11 protein-coding genes, 2 tRNA genes and 3 pseudogenes are annotated in these 15,728 nt (G+C 42.7%); 10 read left to right on the forward strand and 6 right to left on the reverse strand.

From position 1 onward, the window contains the following. Positions 1-271: 271 nt before the first annotated feature. Together EWV66_RS13070 and EWV66_RS13075 are read right to left on the reverse strand one after the other, a co-directional pair. Complete coding sequence (locus EWV66_RS13070; protein WP_079208937.1) at positions 272-673, reverse strand: hypothetical protein; 402 nt, start codon at positions 671-673, stop codon at positions 272-274. Between the two features lie 409 nt (positions 674-1,082). Then, complete coding sequence (locus EWV66_RS13075; protein ID WP_072926187.1) at positions 1,083-1,556, reverse strand: hypothetical protein; 474 nt, start codon at positions 1,554-1,556, stop codon at positions 1,083-1,085. A gap of 147 nt (positions 1,557-1,703) precedes the next feature. Between EWV66_RS13075 and EWV66_RS13080 the strand changes: the two genes are divergently transcribed. Next, positions 1,704-1,775, forward strand: a tRNA-Asn gene (locus tag EWV66_RS13080). Between the two features lie 52 nt (positions 1,776-1,827). Here EWV66_RS13080 and EWV66_RS13085 read toward each other — a convergent pair. Together EWV66_RS13085 and EWV66_RS13090 are read right to left on the reverse strand one after the other, a co-directional pair. Next, positions 1,828-3,087, reverse strand: coding sequence for a M16 family metallopeptidase (locus EWV66_RS13085; protein ID WP_193958251.1), 1,260 nt, complete (start codon positions 3,085-3,087; stop codon positions 1,828-1,830). Between the two features lie 3 nt (positions 3,088-3,090). Further along, a complete protein-coding gene (locus EWV66_RS13090) occupies positions 3,091-4,368 on the reverse strand; it encodes a M16 family metallopeptidase (protein ID WP_052276666.1) in 1,278 nt (425 codons plus the stop codon). A gap of 405 nt (positions 4,369-4,773) precedes the next feature. Here EWV66_RS13090 and EWV66_RS13095 point away from each other — a divergent pair, with 405 nt between their 5' ends. The 3 genes from EWV66_RS13095 (at position 4,774) to EWV66_RS13105 (ending at position 7,903) form a co-directional block, all read left to right on the forward strand. Then, on the forward strand, positions 4,774-6,603 hold the full coding sequence (locus tag EWV66_RS13095; protein ID WP_287107876.1) for a tetratricopeptide repeat protein: 1,830 nt from the start codon (positions 4,774-4,776) through the stop codon (positions 6,601-6,603). Next, a complete protein-coding gene (locus tag EWV66_RS13100) occupies positions 6,603-7,700 on the forward strand; it encodes a glycosyltransferase family 4 protein (protein ID WP_287107877.1) in 1,098 nt (365 codons plus the stop codon). The genes EWV66_RS13095 and EWV66_RS13100 overlap by 1 nt, the downstream gene beginning before the upstream one ends. A 116-nt stretch (positions 7,701-7,816) precedes the next feature. After that, positions 7,817-7,903 (forward strand) — tRNA-Ser (locus EWV66_RS13105). Positions 7,904-8,242: 339 nt separating this feature from the next. Here the strand turns inward: EWV66_RS13105 and mfd are convergent. Continuing rightward, positions 8,243-11,752 (reverse strand): transcription-repair coupling factor, encoded by a 3,510-nt coding sequence (gene mfd, locus EWV66_RS13110; RefSeq protein ID WP_287107878.1) that lies wholly within the window; start codon positions 11,750-11,752, stop codon positions 8,243-8,245. Positions 11,753-12,657: 905 nt separating this feature from the next. Between mfd and EWV66_RS13115 the strand changes: the two genes are divergently transcribed. From EWV66_RS13115 to EWV66_RS13135, 6 genes and pseudogenes are all read left to right on the forward strand, one after another. Beyond that, the gene (locus tag EWV66_RS13115) at positions 12,658-13,581 is read left to right on the forward strand and encodes a metal ABC transporter solute-binding protein, Zn/Mn family (RefSeq protein ID WP_052276663.1); all 924 of its coding nucleotides are present in this window, start codon (positions 12,658-12,660) and stop codon (positions 13,579-13,581) included. 10 nt (positions 13,582-13,591) lie between these two features. Then, positions 13,592-14,287, forward strand: a complete 696-nt coding sequence (locus EWV66_RS13120; RefSeq protein WP_052276662.1) for a metal ABC transporter ATP-binding protein — start codon at positions 13,592-13,594, stop codon at positions 14,285-14,287. A 143-nt stretch (positions 14,288-14,430) separates the two neighbouring features. Continuing rightward, positions 14,431-14,530 (forward strand): annotated as a pseudogene (locus tag EWV66_RS24150) (DUF29 family protein); the annotation flags it as partial. A gap of 180 nt (positions 14,531-14,710) precedes the next feature. Beyond that, a complete protein-coding gene (locus tag EWV66_RS13125) occupies positions 14,711-14,968 on the forward strand; it encodes a DUF4160 domain-containing protein (protein ID WP_002792623.1) in 258 nt (85 codons plus the stop codon). Continuing rightward, complete coding sequence (locus EWV66_RS13130; protein WP_052276661.1) at positions 14,922-15,260, forward strand: DUF2442 domain-containing protein; 339 nt, start codon at positions 14,922-14,924, stop codon at positions 15,258-15,260. The genes EWV66_RS13125 and EWV66_RS13130 overlap by 47 nt, the downstream gene beginning before the upstream one ends. Positions 15,261-15,515: 255 nt before the next feature. Further along, positions 15,516-15,611 (forward strand): annotated as a pseudogene (locus EWV66_RS13135) (DUF1214 domain-containing protein); the annotation flags it as partial. Positions 15,612-15,637: 26 nt separating this feature from the next. Here EWV66_RS13135 and EWV66_RS13140 read toward each other — a convergent pair. Then, a pseudogene (locus EWV66_RS13140) lies at positions 15,638-15,728 on the reverse strand (IS1 family transposase); the annotation flags it as partial.

Consider the following 15,728-nt stretch of genomic DNA (forward strand, 5'->3'; position numbering starts at 1 on the left):
TACTTTTGGTTATCTGATTAAATATTTCACTGCCTAATACTTGAAGAGAGGTTTTAGAAATTTCAAGCATAATATCAAACATTTTTTTGATAAGTAGGGAGGCACAATTATTTGTAGGACGGGTTAGCGGTAGCGTAACATGATCGGGGGTTGGTTTTCATGCTTCTAACTTCACAGCTGCCATCAATGTGCATGGTGCGTTCCCCAAAAGCGATCGCTGGAGCAATAGGACTTGCATTAGCGAACGCACCCTACGGCGATAGCGATCGCACTACAGCGGCAGATGCTGCTTCAGAACGTCGCGGAGTCGGGCAGCGTTCGGCCCAGCTGGATCGAAGGCGCGTAGCTCCTTGCCCTGAGCAGTGTAAATGTAGGCGTTGTTGCATTCGTAGCAGAGGGTCGCCGCGAAGAGCAGGGTATCCCACTCATAGAACGCCAGCCCCCACGGCGGAAAGTGGCAACGCGCCGACTCGCCTGGCTCAAGTTCCCGAAAGAGGCGGATCACTCGCTGAGCTTCAACTCCAAGAAGAAGATGTCTCTCGCTGACGTGGCGCCAGAACGTGTCAGGCCAGCCCTCTTCAGGAACTATACTGCCAGGCAAACAAAACAGCTCTACCCCATCGGCAAGGCCGATGGGGGTCTCCCAAGCCGGTGTATTCCAATTCCACTTCATGTGCTGTACTCCTACTACTTTCCGGGTTCGCTCCTTAACTACTGACCTTTCGCACCGCCTAACTACATATTATACAGAAACTTTCTGTCTAACACTCTCCAGAGTAACGACAGGTGGAAACTTGCGGCATATTCCCCCATTTTAGCGCAATCGCTGGAACTTTTTCCCATATCATACCCAAGAGCATATTAGCCAGATTAAACAACCTCTTTTAAGTGGATTCCTAACAACAAGCTCAAATAAAATAGACTTTTCGGGAAGTGTAGCACTAAGTCTTCAATCCACCCCACAATTAACTAATTTTCGGGGAAAAAGTGCCTAAATTTTGCCACCGGCTGGCACTTTTTGAGGACAAAAAGTCCAAAAGTTTTATCCCACAAGGTTTTTAGCTCTATTCAGCCAACCCTATTTATTGGTGTACCTGCAAATGAAGGACATAATGACCTAAAATCAGGTTGTCTGACCATAATTCGTACTCTAGACGCAAATATTCGGGGAGATTATTCCCCTCTAATTTGAGACTACGGGTATAGTTGCGGAGGCGAAAAGCGTAACCCGGTTGAGGACTTTCGGCATTTAACCAGTAGCGACTGACACCAAAAACCCCTTGCTCCCAAAAATGACGATAGGCGAATTTTCCCTGGCCCTGCATGGTCATAATTACACGGTTGGCCGAAATTTCCAGCCAAATTAACTTATTTTGATTATTTTCGGGTTTAAGTGTCTCTATTTCTGCGAGAGCCACCGGGGGTTGATTGAGGAGAAGATGAAACCGGTGGCGATCCTTTTGGTAGAGGGTAGCGGAAGTGTCTAAAGAGGAGAGGATGGGTAGATCTGTCGAGAGCAGACAGAAGGAAACGGGACGGCGGTGATGGGCAAGCATAGACTAGACTTAATGGTGTCCTTATCTCCACAATAGTGGATTCTCCGCCCACCGCTACCGGCACCGGAAATTTTTTTGAGAAAAAATCCAGAAAGCACTTGCATTATTGAGGGACTTATGATTATAATTATTAATTGTGAGTAGCCTTCCTCGGTAGCTCAGTGGTAGAGCGGTCGGCTGTTAACCGATTGGTCGTAGGTTCGAATCCCACCCGGGGAGTTAATCAAAAATAGCAGCGGCAATAGTTTTTTGTTGCTGCTTTTTGATCTTACTAGAGAATTTCAGCGATCGCATTTTCTGGACCGACTAGAGAAATGTAGGGATTTTGAAAATATTTACTGGCTACCGATCGCGCTTGTTCGGGAGTAATCTGATTAATAGAATCGAGGAAAGTGCGATCAAATTCAATCCCCAAACCTAGGCTTTCATACCAACCGTATAATTGAGCGATTTCGGCATTAGTTTGTTTACCGAGAGCATATTGACCCAATAACTTATTTTTAGCTGACTGTAACTCCTCCTCACTCAAAGTTACTTTATATAACCTTTCTGCTTCCTGACGCAATCCCGACAAGGCCATGGCTGTGTTTTGGGGTGCAGTTCCCATATAAATGACAAATTGGGAAGAATCGAGACGGGTGGGATAAAAAGCGGAAACATCGTAGGCTAATCCCCGTTTTTCTCGCAATTCCACGAATAGACGACTAGATAACCCATTCCCCAGATAGGTACTCAATAATTTTAAAACCGCATAATCATCCTCTTGCACAGAGGAGCCGGGGTATCCTAACATAACGATCGCCTGTTGACTAGCTTGGACGGTAGTTAAACAGGTGGGCTGAAAATCAAAAGCGGCCGGAGGTAAACTAGATAAAGGAAGATCGGGAATTGACCAACTGCCAAAAATTTCCGTCACTGCTTTTACTGCTTGCTCTAGGGTAATACGGCCAGAAAGACTAATCACCAGGTTATCCGGACGGAAAAAGCGACTATGATAGGCCAGCAGGTCATCCCGTTGCAATTGCGAAACCGTTGCCTCCGTACCCAATAAAGACATACCATAGGGATGATCTGGGTACATAGCGGCGCGTAATTGATTAAAAGCTACATTAAAAGGCTGTTCCAATTGAGAGCGAATACTTTGACGGGTGAGATTTTTCTCTAATTCGATTTCTGGGGGTGGAAAACTGGGAAAACGAATAATTTCCGCCGCTAGACGCAATATATCTAGAAAATCCTTGGTAACGGTCTTTAAACTAACCACAAAATAATCGGTCCCCGTGTCCGCACTTAAACCGGCCCCCGTGGACTCAACCCGATCAGCAATTTCTAGGGAAGATAACTTTTCTGTACCTTTGGTGAGCAGCACAGCTAAAAGACGAAATAAACCTGCCTTTTCGGTTTTTTCCCAACGAGTACCCGCATTTTTAAGAAAAATCCTCCCTGCAACCAACTCCACGGCCGTATTTTCCACCACTAAAAGGGTGATGCCATTTTCTAAGGTTAAGCGGTGAATGGGGGAAGCGGACATCGTTTATTCACAGGGTTGCATTATTGTAATAGCATATCGCTCCGGGGAGAGATACTGACGAGCCAGACGTTGTAGATCTGATGGTTGCAAACTTTGGATAACTTGGGGATAGATCGTTGCTAGGTCGGCAGCTCTCAGGGTTTGATAATATCCATAAAGTCCGGCTAATTGGCCCGGGGTTTCTGTGGAGAAAATATAATCGTTAGCTAATAACTGTTGAGTGCGGTGTAATTCTGCGGGGGTGACGGGATGATCGTGCAGATGTTGGATATGTTCACAGATAATAGCTTCAATTGCCCCGATTTGTGAGCTAGATAGCCAAGCGCCGATGGTAAAGAGACTGGAATCTCGTTGCAGGGAAAAATTACTGTTAATATCGAGGACGATTTGCGCTTCTTCCCGCAGCTGTCGCACTAACCGCGAACAGCGTCCCCCAGCAAGAATTACCGAAAGCAAGTCTAATCCAAAGGCATCTTCTAGGCGATCGCATCCCGGTCCAGTCCATCCCATCAAGAGACGAGAATGTTCTAGGTGGGGTAAATATACTTGGGAACGACGAATTTCGATCAGGGGGGGTTCGGCAGCCACTAGATTCGCAGGAGATTCTGAGGGGACGGGAAATTCCCGAAAAGATTGCCGGATAATTTCTAAAGCTGGTTGGGGTTCAATTCCCCCGATAATCGCCACACACATATTTTCTGGTTGATAATAGGTGCGATGGAAACAGCGCATTTGATTGGGGGTTAATTGCTCTAAACGGGGTTGATCGCCTAAAATAGAGCGTCCGTAGGGATGGTTTTGATAGATACTTCCGCAGAGGGTTTGGTAGGCAATCCAATCGGGATCATCATAACAGGCCCGCAATTCTTCTAAGACTACATCTTTTTCCCGATAGAATTCCTCATCGTCAATCTCAGCATGGAGGAGAATTTCGGCCAGATGGGGTAGGGTATGTTCAATTTGATCCACACTGGTGGTGAGATAGAAGTGCGCGTAATCGTGACTGGTGGCAGCGTTGGTCATTCCGCCACAATTTTCGATTAAATAGTCAAAGAGTCCGGGGGGAAGTTTTTTTGTCCCCTTAAAGATCATGTGTTCGAGAAAATGGGCCATACCTAACCATGGGTCGGGTTCAGCGATCGCACCTGCTTTCACCCACACATCCACCACCACCACAGGAGTCACGGGTAAATACTGATGAATTACGGTTAAGCCGTGATCTAATTGCCATACCTGAGCGGGAAAAGAACTTGTTTGACACTGCGCTATCGACTTGATCAATGTCCGTTAACCAGATTTTTTGTTAAATTCTATACATATGTTATCTTATCTCTTGCCTGCTCAACCATTAAAAAACTTTTGTCATGATTTCTAGACAATTCTCCCAAATATCAGCCTTATCGGTGATCAGTGATCATTTATCAGATGTGATACTAAATCCGTTGAGTATAGGCTACATATCAAGACAGGCAAAAGGCACTCATGCAAAAGGGAGAATAAATAATCAGTCTTTAATAACCGGATTTAGTGTGATACCAAATCCGTTTTTAATAGTGTGATTGACTCTCAAGTTATGAATTGTTTCTCCCCACACCCCACTCCCCTATACTTTTTAAACAGGATTTAGTATGAGTTTTCGGTTCACTGATTACTGTTTACTGTTTACTGATAACTGAAAAACCTCCTATGACAGAAAATAGAGATAACTTCAACGAAACTTATAATGCACTAATTGAGCGCATTGTCAATCTAACTTTGGAAGGAAAAATTAGGGCTAAATCACAGGTTTATAACCTTTTGTCCGAGGGAGTAAAAAATGGCACAGGAGAAATTTTTGAGCGTTGTTTAACCGAACAAATCATCGTTACTCGCTCACAGTTAGAAACAAAAATTAAAGCGACTAGGGTTTTGCGGGCCTTGGAAACGATCGAAAGTGAATGGGAAAAATATCAAAAAACCAATCAGAAAAATTCTCTCACTGCAGCGGCGATCAATAATCTGGTGAAAATCGATCGAGAGGATCGTTTACTGACTTTAGTAAATTTAATTGATCCCAATCAAAATAATGCTTTAACCCTAGAACAATTACAACAGTTAGCCAAGCATTTACAGACAGTTGCTCAGCAGCGGGGAGAAGCGGATTTATGGCAAATTGCCACGGGGATTAATCTGGGGTTAAATACTTGGTCAAATTTATCGAATGATCTCACCAGTTGGCTCTACGAACAAAATCGCAATCTTGGTTTTACTAATGATAATGAGCGAGTGACTCCTTGGCAAATTTGGGCAAGTAAAGTTAATCCCTCTTGGTTAAAACGAGTCTTAGAAAGTTTAGCTAATCAACAAGCTTTTGATCCTCTCACTCAAGATTTAACTTTAACCGATTGGGTAGAAACTGCTATTGTTTTTCAATATATCCAAAGAGGACTAATTAACTTTTTTGATCAGCGTATCTATAGCGAAAAACTGGGAGCTAAATTATCCATTTCTACCTTTCTCACCTTTGCTTTAATTTGGTCACTGTTAACCAATAGTTTCGAGCAAGTTAGTAAAAATTCCCTCTATAGTCGCGGCTGTTTTCAGATGGCTTTACAAATTCTGAGAACCTTTGCTCAACGGGATTATTTTCCTTTATACGGAGGAATTTTTGCCTCCTTTTCTGGCAGTTATCTCAAGGAAGCATTAGATTATTTATCAATTCCTCTGCGTTATGTGGAAGGTACGGGAGAAAAGGCGAGAATTTTAACTTTAATTGCCTATTCTAATCGCATTCGTGGCGACTATCCACAGGCCAAAGAATGTCATGAACAAGCTTTAGAAATTGCTCGTCAACAGCAGGATTATGCTTGTGAAATAGCTAATTTAAACCATTTATCCCGTCTCAATGCTATCGAAAAAAACTATGCAGAAGCGATTAATTTAAGTCAGAGAGCCTTAATTTTAAGTCGTCAACAGGGTAATAGTTTAGGACAGGCTAACGCTTTAGCTAATTTGGGTTATAGTCAGGTACAGGAAGCACAACAGTTAGAGAGATATGATCCCGAAATTTATCAAACTTCGATCGAGTATTTACAGCAGGGATTAAAGTTAGCAGAAAGTCTCCAAGATTGGCAGAGTAAATCCCTTTGTTGTAGCAGTTTAGGTTTAGCATATATTATCCTCGAAAGAACCCAAGATGCGATTAATATTCTCCTACAAGGATTGGAATCGGCCAAATACTACGGAGATGTATATCTGCAAGGTTTATTACTAACTTATTTAGGGGAAGCTTACTATCAAGACAAAAATTTTGAACAGGCAATTTATATGGGTTCTCTAGGAATGTACTGGCTACACGAAATCGGTGCAGTGGAATGGCGACAAGCTGCTAGTCTATTAACGGTTATTCGCGGCAAAAATATCGCAGCTTTTGAGCAGACTTTCAGTCAGGAACGTTCCTCCCTGATTAAATCTATTGGACTGGAAGGCTACCAATATATCTCAGAAATCCTCAGCAAATATCAACAGGGTAATTAGTGAATACAAAGCATAACCTATTAATTAATCTCTCGGTACTTTTTCCCCAACCCACGGGAATCAGTACCTACATTCTTAACCTCTTACCCTACCTGAAACATTTAGAACCAACCCTACTAACAGCTAATAGTTATCCCGACTTTAACTGTTATTCTATCCCCAAAGGTATCGGCCCTGATCGAGGAGCGAAAGGTCATTTAAAACGCTTACTCTGGACTCAGTGGCAGTTACCGTCAATTTACCGACAATTAAAGGCGAATTTACTCTTTTCTCCCCTTCCGGAAGCGCCGATAAATTCTCCCTGTCGCTTTGTCGTCATGGTCCACGATTTAATTCCCCTGCGGTTTCCCAGTTTTACTTCCCCCTTAACCCAATATTTCCGTTATTATGTGCCGCAGGTATTAGAACAGGCAAAACATATTATCTGTAACTCTCAGGCAACGGCCAAAGATATCGCTGAATATTATCAAATTCCCGCCGATAAAATTACTTCTATTCCCCTAGCCTACGATCATCATCACTTTCGTCCTATGGAAGATAATAAGCCAGAACAGCCCTATTTTCTCTATCTCGGTCGTCCCAATCCCTATAAAAATTTACCGCGTTTAATCGCCGCTTTTGCCCAACTGCCCCCAGATTTAACCGATTATCATCTTTGGATTGCCGGCAGCTTTGATCGCCGTTATACCCCCAATTTACAACAACAAGCGCGAGAATTAGCAGTTAGCGATCGCATTAAATTTCTCGACTATATCCCCTACGATCACCTACCCAAAGTTATCAGTCAAGCCACTGCTTTAGTCTTCCCCAGTCTCTGGGAAGGCTTCGGATTGCCCGTTTTAGAGGCTATGGCCTGCGGTACACCCGTCATTACCTCAAATTTGTCATCTTTGCCAGAAGTCACGGCAACAGCGGCAATTTTAATCGATCCCTATCGAGTCGAGGCCCTGGCCGATGCCCTGAAAATTATCGCTCAAGATCGACAATTACAGTCAAAATTAAGTTATCTAGGCAAAAAACGAGCCAATGAGTTTAGTTGGCACAAAACTGGTCTAGCTACAGCCGCAATCTTAAATCAATATCTAGGGTATGCTTAACTGACAGGGTTTCCCGTCCAGATGAAGTATAACCTGATCGGTCATCCTCGGAAAAAGAAAAATAACTTGACAGATCGGCAGCATTTGCTGTAGGATGGATGATCGTGACCTCAATTGGAGAGATGGCCGAGCGGTTGAAGGCGCAGCACTGGAAATGCTGTTTAGGGGTAACTTTAACGAGGGTTCGAATCCCTCTCTCTCCGTTCCCAAAGCACCTCATGTCTATGAGGTGCTTTTGATAGCAGTTAGAGTATAGGAGTCAGGATTCTGAATTCAGGAGATTACTCTTATCGATTATCTTCTCCCTTACTCCCCACTTCATAATTCATAATTGATAATTCATAATTCCGGCTCCCCACTTCATAATTCATAATTTATAATTCATAATTCCGGCTCCCCACTTCATAATTCATAATTGGTAATTCCCGCTTCCCACTTCATAATTGATAATTTATAATTGATAATTCCCGCTCCCCACTTCATAATTGATAATTTATAATTGATAATTCCCAGTCTCTTATACTTTTCAAACAGGATTTAGTCTAATTCCTCGTGGGTAAACCATCTTTACACTTAGCTAACCACTCCAATAAACTATCTAACTGCTGTTGCGGTTTTACCGCTCCTAAACCCCTAACTGTCACCTGTTTGGGACCATAAACAAAGCGTGATTGTATATGTTGGGGTAGGTGTTCTTGTAATAATTTCCACGCTGGTTCTTCCATGGGAGTTTCTAGGATAATATGCTGTTTTCCGTCGGGTTTAATGCGCGAAAACCCGAGGGATTTAGCCAGATGTTTTAACTCGATTACCTTAAATAATTGTGCCACTGGGGAAGGAATTGCTCCGTATCTATCCACTAAATCGGCGGCAATTTGTCCTAAAGTTTTCTGAGAATTGGCAGTAGCAATCGCCCGATAAACATCCATTTTCTGCTCTGGATCGGATATATAATCATTAGGAATAAATGCCGTCAATTTCAGATCGATTTGGGTATCCTCCACTTGAGGAATTTCTTGACCTTGAATTTCCCGCAAAGCTTCCTGTAACATTTCCATATATAGATCAAAACCAATCGCTTCCATTTGTCCCGATTGTTCCGCACCCAATAAGTTACCCGCACCGCGAATTTCCAGATCCCTAGTCGCTAATTGATACCCCGATCCTAACTGGGTAAATTCTTGAATTGCCTTTAATCTTTCCCGAGCAGTTTCTGTTAGTTCTCCCTTAGCTGGATAAAGTAACCAAGCGTGCGCTTGTACTCCCGATCGCCCCACCCGTCCCCGTAGTTGATAGAGTTGCGCTAAACCGAATTTTTGGGCATCTTCAATGATAATTGTGTTAACTCTGGGAATATCTAACCCCGACTCCACAATAGTCGTACAAACTAAGATATCCGCTTCCCCATTATTAAAAGCTAACATGGTGGTCTCTAATTCGGCCTCATCCATACGACCATGCCCAATGGCAATTCTAGCACCAGGAATCATCCCTTGAATTACTGCCGCTTTTTCTTCAATTCCCTCGATTCTGGGTACTACATAAAAAATCTGTCCCCCCCGATCCAATTCATTACGAATTGCCGTTCTAATCACATCAGAATTATAACTAGAAAGGTGGGTTTGGATGGGACGACGAGAGGGGGGAGGTGTGTTAATTAAACTCATTTCTCGCACCCCAGAAAGGGACATATAAAGAGTCCGGGGAATCGGTGTCGCACTCAAAGTTAATACATCAATATTACTTTTAAAAGCCTTAATTTTCTCCTTTTGATTGACACCAAAACGCTGTTCTTCATCAATTACCAATAACCCTAAATCTTTAAACTCCACCGCTTTACTCAATAACAACTGCGTCCCCACCACTATATCCAATTCCCCCGTTTTCAAGCGCTGGACGATATCTTTTTTCTCGGAATTGGTGCGAAAACGATTTAATAAACCCACATTAATGGGATAGGGAGCAAAACGTTCTTTCAGAGTGTGATAATGTTGTTGGGTTAAAATCGTTGTTGGTGCTAATAAAGCCACCTGTTTATGACCCGTGGTGACAGCTTTAAAAATAGCACGAATGGCCACTTCTGTCTTACCAAAACCCACATCCCCACAGACTAAGCGATCCATCGGGCGATCGCTTTCTAAATCCCGTTTCACATCCTGTATCGCTTTCAGTTGATCCGCAGTGGGTTGGTAGGGAAAAGAATCCTCTAACTCCCGCTGCCAGGGATTATCCATCGGATAGGCAAAACCCGATTTTTGGGCGCGTTGGGCGTAAATATTGATTAAATCAACCGCTAACTTCTTAACCGACTTCCTAACGCGGGCTTTCGTCGCTTCCCACGCTTTGCCAGAGATTTTATGTAATTCGGGCGCTTGACTACCTGTATGACGATAACGGGAGAGATTATCGAGAGAATCGGCAGGAACCCGCAATAATCCATCGGCATACTTAATAACTAGATAATCTCGACCTTGCACTATTCCGCTAATTGTGCTTTCCTGCTTTTCTAGTTTGATAAACTGTCCGATGCCATGGTGTTTATGTACTACAAAATCGAGGGGACGGAGTTTATTCACATCCACCTGTACCGAGGCTGCTTGCCGACGTTTGCGGACGTAACCGGCAGTATTTAAAAGATGTTGTCCGAAGAACTCTCGATCGCTAACGACGACTATGCGATAGGTGGGGAGGATAAAACCTTCTAATTCAGCTAATCCTGAGTATTTTAGGGCTGTAGCGGTGTTTTGAATTATTAACCGCTCGATCGCCCCAAAATCGAGGGGATTGGGGATAAATTGGGCCGGACAGTCGTGTTCCTGTAATAACGAGACTGTGCGGGAGGGTTGGGCAGATATTAACCATGTGGCGTACTTATTTAGTTTAATACCGCTATAAATCTCTCTTTTTCCCCGTAAAATTTCCGCTAGTTTGGCGAATTGCCCCGGATTGGTGGGAATCGGACGACTGGAGAGATTAAGGCGATTTTCGGACAGGTGATCGTCTATTTCCGAGAGGTAGAGATGGGGAAATTTGACCGATATTTGCAGAGATTCGCCAAAAGAACGGTGAATTTGCGGTAAAGCTGGTTCTATCTCTTGCCAGCGTTCCCCAATATATTCTATCCAGCGATCGCTTCTAGCTTGACAGCTTTCCAGTTCATCAAAGGCAATAAGGGTATTTTCAGGGAGATAATCCAATAAAGAGGCAGGTTGAGGGAAGGCCAAGCCTAAAAATCGCTCAATTCCCTCTGGATAAATGCCATTAGCCAATTTTTCTCGATCTTCGGCCCCTAGATAATCGGCCACTGTGGGGGGAAGAGAAGGGGCAATCATCGCCGCAAAGCTAGTGGGAGTAAGAAGCAGATTGGGGATAGAATCCAGCGATCTTTGGGTGGCAGGGTCAAATTCTCGCAATTTTTCCAATTCATCGCCGAAAAATTCTAACCTGACTGGTAATTCGGCCGAAACTGGGAAAATATCAACGATATCGCCACGACGACTCCATTGCCCTTCGGTTTCTACCAGTGGAACCCTTTCATATCCTAATCTAGCTAGGGTTAGATCGAGGTTTTTGGCTTCTATAACCCTTCCTACCGCAAAATTATCGCTATATTGCTCGAAAACCTCTCTAGGGGGTAAATGGGGCTGCAGGGCCTTTTCGGTGGTAACGATCGCAATTCCGGCATCTTGATGACTGATTAGGGTTTGCCCTGAGCTACGTCGAAGGGTCGATAATACCTGCATCTGTCCCCAAATCATCTCGGATTCCCGATTAAATGTCTCGTAGGGGCAAGCTTCCGAGGTGGGATAAAAGAAAACACCTTTCCACGTCATCGCTTCTAATTGTGCCGCCCAACGTGCCGCTTCTTCTAGATTGGCACAGATAATTAAAAGATTTTTTCCTTGACAACGGGCGAAAGCTGTGCTTATTAATCCTTTCGGTAAGCGGGCAAGGCAGGTTAGGGTTAAATTGCCGTTTTTCTCCAGTTTTTGGATAAGTTCAGCAGTTAAGGGCGATTTTTCAATGTTGCGAATAACGGAGGCAAAAGTCATTTTTTAGTGATCGGCGCTCGGTTTTTAGTTAAGCTCTACTGAATTTACACTGCCTCTTGGGAGTTTTAGTACAAATGCTCAGGCTTCCTCTCCCTGCTCCCAACTCTGGCACTCCGATGCAGTCTTAGCAAGATGAACGTAGGTTGGGTTGAAGCATGCTACCGCTAACCCATCCTACAAATAATTGTGCCTCCCTACTTATCAGTTGTGAGTTTTCAGTTCAGCGACTACTTTTTGGGGTTAATTTTTTTGGGCTTTATTTGACTTGACCAGAGGGGGGTCGCAGGCGCACGGATTTTCCATTATGTAAGAAATTATCTGTCAAGTCGTGGGGTTTTGTCAAGCTTTTTTGGAAAAAAAATTAACCGATAGTCAAGGGGAGAAAATTGTCGGCAGAGATCAGATCTCCTGAATTTACACTGCCTCTTGGGAGTTTTAGTACAAATGCTCAGGCTTCCTCTCCCTGCTCCCGAGTAATTTAGATAAGTGGGTGGGTGGAATTAAATATAAGATGAACGTAGGTTGGGTTGAAGCATGAAACCCAACACCCCCAGGGATTACGCTACCGCTAACCCATCCTACAAGTAATTGTGCCTCCCTACTTAGTCAACAGCCTATCAGTGATCAGTTATCAGATGTGAGTTTTCAGTTCACCCACTACTTTTTGGGGTTAATTTTTTTGGGCTTTATTTGACCTGACCAGAGGGGGGTCGCAGGCGCACGGATTTTCCATTATCTATATAATATCATGTCAAGCGTTGGTTGGCAAGAAAAAATTTTTTAATTGCCAGCAAAAGATCGAAGGCAGAAAAATTAGTACATCTATACCGAGATATTTTCAGAATGATAACGATTCTCAGCGACTGTGATAAGATGAGAATCATAATCAGACTCAGTTAACTCCGATGGGTAAAAAATTCCAGTTAACAGCGATCGCTTTAACAATGACTATAGCCAGCTTAACAGCTTGTAGCGATTCCTCGGTCAAGGAAAAGGAAGCAAAGACACCCTTACAGGTGACAGTGAGTATCGTACCGCAGGAATATTTCGTCAAACGCATCGGCGGTGATAGAGTCAGTGTTAATGCCATGATTCAACCCGGGACAGATCCCCACACCTATGAACCAAAACCCGAACAATTAAAAACCACAGCCCAATCGCAAGCCTACTTTAAAATCGGTGTATCCTTAGAAGATGCTTGGAAAGATCGCTTAAACAGTGTTAACCAACAGATGTTAATCGTCGATACCAGTCAAGGAGTAGATAAAATCCCTTTGACAGCAGAACATAATCACGATCATGATCACAGCAAGGAAGAAAAACATCAAGCTGGAAAAAACACCTTAGATCCCCATATTTGGTTATCACCAAAACGAGTCAAAGCACAAGCAGAGACTATTTATCAAACCCTAGCACAACTCGATCCCGCTCAGGAAGCTATCTATCGGGCTAACTTGGAAAAATTCAGTCAGGAATTAGACGCATTAGATCAAGAAATTCGGCAAAACTTGGCAGGGATTAAAAACAAAAAATTTATGGTATTTCATCCCGAATGGGGCTATTTTGCCCAAGATTACGGTTTAGAGATGATTGCGATCGAAATCGACGGTAATGAACCCAGTGCTGCCCAGTTAGGTCAACTAATCAAACAGGCAAAAAAAGAGAATATTAAAGTTATTTTTACTCAACCAGAATTTAGCCAGAAAAGTGCCGAAACTATTGCTAGGGAAATTGGGGGACAGGTAATCCCTATCAGTGCCTTTGCTGAAAATTGGAGTGAAAACCTGCGACAAGTTTCCCAAAAAATGGCCACAGTTTTAAATCAGTAATTGTTTGTATATGTCAACGATCATTACCATTAGTAATCTCTGGACCGGCTACGAACAGGAACCCATCCTCGAAGATATTAATTTAACCATTGAAGAATTGGATTTTCTGGGAATTATTGGCCCGAATGGAGGGGGAAAAACTACCCTCCTCAAGGTTTTACTGGGATTAATTAAACCTTGGCGGGGAGAAGTCAGTATTTTGGGGCAAAGTGTCCAAAAAGGTCGGGAATTAGTCGGTTATGTGCCGCAGTTTGTCGAATGCGATCGCTCATTTCCCATTACTGTGGGTGAGGTGGTGAAAATGGGGAGATTGAGCAGCAAAAAACTCTGGCAAGGCTATAGTAAAAAAGATGAGTTAAGGGTAGATAAAGCTTTAGATAGTGTGGGAATGTTAGGGTTGAAAAAAAGGTCGATTGCTGAACTTTCGGGAGGACAGCGCCAACGGGTTTATATCGCTCGCGCTTTAGCGGTAGAACCCCGTCTCTTGATTTTAGATGAACCCACTGCCAGTGTCGATCCCCAAATGCGTGCTAGTATTTTTTCCCTGTTGCAAGAATTGAATGAGTGGATGACTATTTTAATTATTTCCCATGATCTAGGAACCCTATCTACCTATGTTAAATCGATCGGTTGTCTCAATCGTCGTCTCTATTATCACGGCCAAAAATCTCTCACTACCGCTATGTTAGAACAAGTGTATTGTTAAAAGTTTTCTCCCTTTCTACTGTCAAAACCCTTGACAAATCCCCGCACTTGACATATACTCGTATATATAATGGGAATCCGTGCCTGCCTGCAAACCCTCTTTTTTTAGGTTAGATAAGCGTCAAGAAAATAAAAACCTAATACCTGACCAGCGCTAAAGACTTATACGAACAAGACTATCTTGCTTGGTTAGAAGAAACGGCCAAACAACTGCGACAAAGCACAGACAGATGTATTGGATTGGGGAACCAACAGAGACAAAAATTATTATTATTAGTTGTAAATTTCACTATGACTAGGCTCAATGTAATCGCTGTTATTTTGTTGATTAAACTTTAAGATTGTCATTGCTGGAACGCCAAGGGCGATAGCTTACAATAGGGGGCAAACTTTTAGAAAGCAACCTTTATTACTATTCTTACTCATGCCCACTCTATCAAGCTTCTATGGAATAAAAATCACCATGAACTATAACGATCACAATCCGCCTCATATCCATGCCGAGTATCAAGATTATGAAGCGGTTATAATGATTCACACAGGTGAAGTTTGTGGTCAAATGCCCAAAAGAGGACTAAATTTAATATGGGAGTGGCTTGATCTACACCAATCTGAACTATTGGAGAACTGGGAAAATGCGCGTCAAAGAAAACCTCTTAACAGAATCGATCCCCTTCCCTAAAAAGGAGCTATTTCTTCATGTTATCTGTGTGGAATATCTGGATAAGTATCAATTAAAGCTAACCTTTAATAATGGAATAGAAGGGATTGTAGATTTAGAACAAGAATTGTATGGAGAAATCTTTGAACCTTTAAAAGATAAAAGCTTATTTCAAAAAGTATATGTAAATAGTCGGACAATAGAATGGCCAAACGGAGCAGACTTTGCCCCTGAATTTTTATTTGAAATTGCTCTCAACAAGCAACCGGTTAGTATGGTCGGTGATCCTGTAGGGTACGCTAATAAAATGTAACGTACCAAATTGTTTTTTTAACAATAATTATCTGATTTGCGATTATTTTGGCCTTTAGTGCGATCAGGTTTTCTTCTCATGGTGTGATCGCTTTTTGATCAGGAGCGGCGATCGCTAATTGCCGTCTTGACTTAAAAAATAGTTACTTAACGCGCTTTTTTGCTTTTAATCATGACGAATTTGTAATTATTCTGCGTTACGCTAACACATCCTAGCGTGCTACTATTCTGGTCAGTGATTCTTTACAGTAACCAGATGCGATCAATGATTCAGACAGATCAACAGTTTCCCAGTGTCGGTAGTCAGACTAAGGGACTTTTGGTTAATGCCGATGGTTCTGTGGATATTTATTTGGCGTTGCTGAATTAAGCTATGAATCAGTAAGGAATAGGCACTTCTTGAAACTTCAGATAATGAATTAATAAACGAATAGAGTATCCTAACATTTCTGTAGACTTAGAATAGCAG

Origin of the sequence: Microcystis sp. M_OC_Ca_00000000_C217Col, from assembly GCF_007095585.1 — a bacterium.
Classification (GTDB): Bacteria; Cyanobacteriota; Cyanobacteriia; order Cyanobacteriales; family Microcystaceae; genus Microcystis; species Microcystis panniformis.